The organism is Bacillus sp. AFS012607 (genome assembly GCF_002558005.1).
Lineage (GTDB): Bacteria > Bacillota > Bacilli > Bacillales > Bacillaceae_G > Bacillus_A > Bacillus_A thuringiensis_S.
Map to the genome: position 1 here is coordinate 1 of NZ_NTVM01000100.1, position 2,147 is coordinate 2,147.

The window sequence follows — 2,147 nt, forward strand, 5'->3', positions numbered from 1 at the left end:
GTTAAGTTTTGATCAGTAAATGTCGTTCCTTGTACCGTTTGAATCAATTGTCCATCGCGTAGTACCTGATATTCTTTTATACCTACATTATCTGTAGAAGGATTCCATTTTAGCTCTACACTGTTAGAAGTAAGGTTACTTGCATATAATCCTTGTGGCTGTGTGGGAGCTTCTGTATCTGGTTTCGGATTAACAATGTTATCTACTTTCTTCAATCCCTCTTTTGTAATCTCATAGACTGCTTTATTCCCAAAGCTTTCCTGAATGTTCTTTTCCATATTTTTGATAATAGCTCTGTTCGCACCTTCTAAATGTGTGAATTCAATAAAGTCGCCTACTTTTACCGAAACTTTGGCTTGCTCAGCATTTTGTTGATTTTTCCCATTAACTTCCTTATTATATACCACTTTACCTGATGTGTTTTGCACTTTAATACTTGCATATGTACTATCAAAGTAGTTATGTGGTACACCTGCTTTTAGATCAATTTGCATTTCTTCTGTTGATTTATTTAAATTTACTTTTGCGAATTCAAAATCTCCAATCCCTTTCAGTGACCATGAAAACTGTTTTCCTTCCAAGATATCATCTGCATTTGGTACATGGCTTTTTATTTGAGTAAGAAGATCCTTCAACGGTCGCTGTTCATTCGCAAAAGCAGAAATGATACTGTTATTTAATTCTCTCCACTCAGCATCTGTTACATTTGGATTTTGTAACATAAGAGAAACGTAATCTTCCCATACTAAAAAATTGATTGGTAAAATATTGGTGGATATTTTATAAATTGCAATTTTATTATCTGCTGAAGTCATCGCTTTCGCTAACCAGCGTAATCGCTCTGATTGATCTAGTTTTACTGGGTCACGTTCAGCATTTTCAAATAGTAGCATATACGGCACTTGATTTGTCGGGCTATTATCTGACCAAGGAATAACAGTTGCATCATGACGGCTCGATCCACCCCATCCAGATATATCATTTCCTAAATTCCAAGAAGATGGCTTGTTATTCCATATAAGTGCACAATGTCCAGGTTGTCCAACAGGCATAGCTGCCACTCCAAATGCTTGACTTACTTGCGTACCAAACTTCGAAATATTACCGCATACCCCGCCAAATCTGTAAATGGAAGAAAGATTCCAACCTAAACCGTAGAATGCATCATTTCCAGCGTGAATGCTAACTCCATCTTTGTTATGGGTTACATAATTAACCAAATATGCACTTTCCCCTACCTTATCTTGATTTTTAAGTTCTGGATGTTCCGTATTAATCATATTTCTTGCCCAAGTTAAATCTTCTTCTGGTGACCAAGTATTCACTACTAATCTTAAATGCCAAACATCATATGTTCTAAAGCAAGGAAGTAACTCATTATTTTGATCTGCTGATTTATAATGTTGGTACCTTGTTAATGGATTAATAGGTTGATTGTTTGTCCAATATTTTATAGGTTCAGCATGAGCTAACGATGTAGCTATCGCTAATTTTAAATACAATCCTTCGTGAGAATTTGCATCCGCATTCCAGATTGTATTCCATATCTCAAGTGCATTTACAGGATTTTTTCCAGTTGGACTACCACCTTCAAGATAGGTATTCATCACATCTGTATTTTTCATAGCCCAGCCAAGAAATTTCTGATGGTCAGCATCTTTTTTAGCAAATGTAGCCATTGTTGCAGCACCTGTTTGTGATATGAATTGCCACTGAGCCAAAGCTGCTGCAAATACTGGGTCTGCAAGCTTCTTTTTCAAGTTCTCTTCAGTCATACCCCCAACATTTCCATTCAAATATGCTGTTAGATTATTCAAATGAGCTTCAAAATTGCCATTTGCAATGGCTTGATTTGTCTGTTGGTTCAATGTTTCTAAAGTGAATGTTACTTGATTGAATGACATTGTTTCAGCTGAAACCTTTGTATGCGGAATCGTAGCAATACTTCCTAAAATAATCGGCATAGTTAATAATAAAGATGAAATCCTTTTCAAAATAATTCCCCCTTTTTTGTTTTTGATCTTTGACTGCTGCATGATTCTCCTTTATATAAAATAGTTCCCATGTCCATCAACTTAAAAATTCAAAATAAGTGGTTTCCATAACGATAAAGCAAATATCCAATTCGGGTCACCATTTCCTTGATG

General features: G+C 35.6%; 1 protein-coding gene and 1 pseudogene. Both read right to left on the reverse strand.

The genetic code is table 11. From position 1 onward, the window contains the following. On the reverse strand, positions 1 to 1,994 hold a 1,994-nt coding region (locus tag CN409_RS31010), incomplete at its 3' end, for a putative mucin/carbohydrate-binding domain-containing protein (RefSeq protein WP_097982133.1). 81 nt (positions 1,995 to 2,075) lie between these two features. After that, a pseudogene (locus tag CN409_RS32915) lies at positions 2,076 to 2,147 on the reverse strand (chitin-binding protein); the annotation flags it as partial.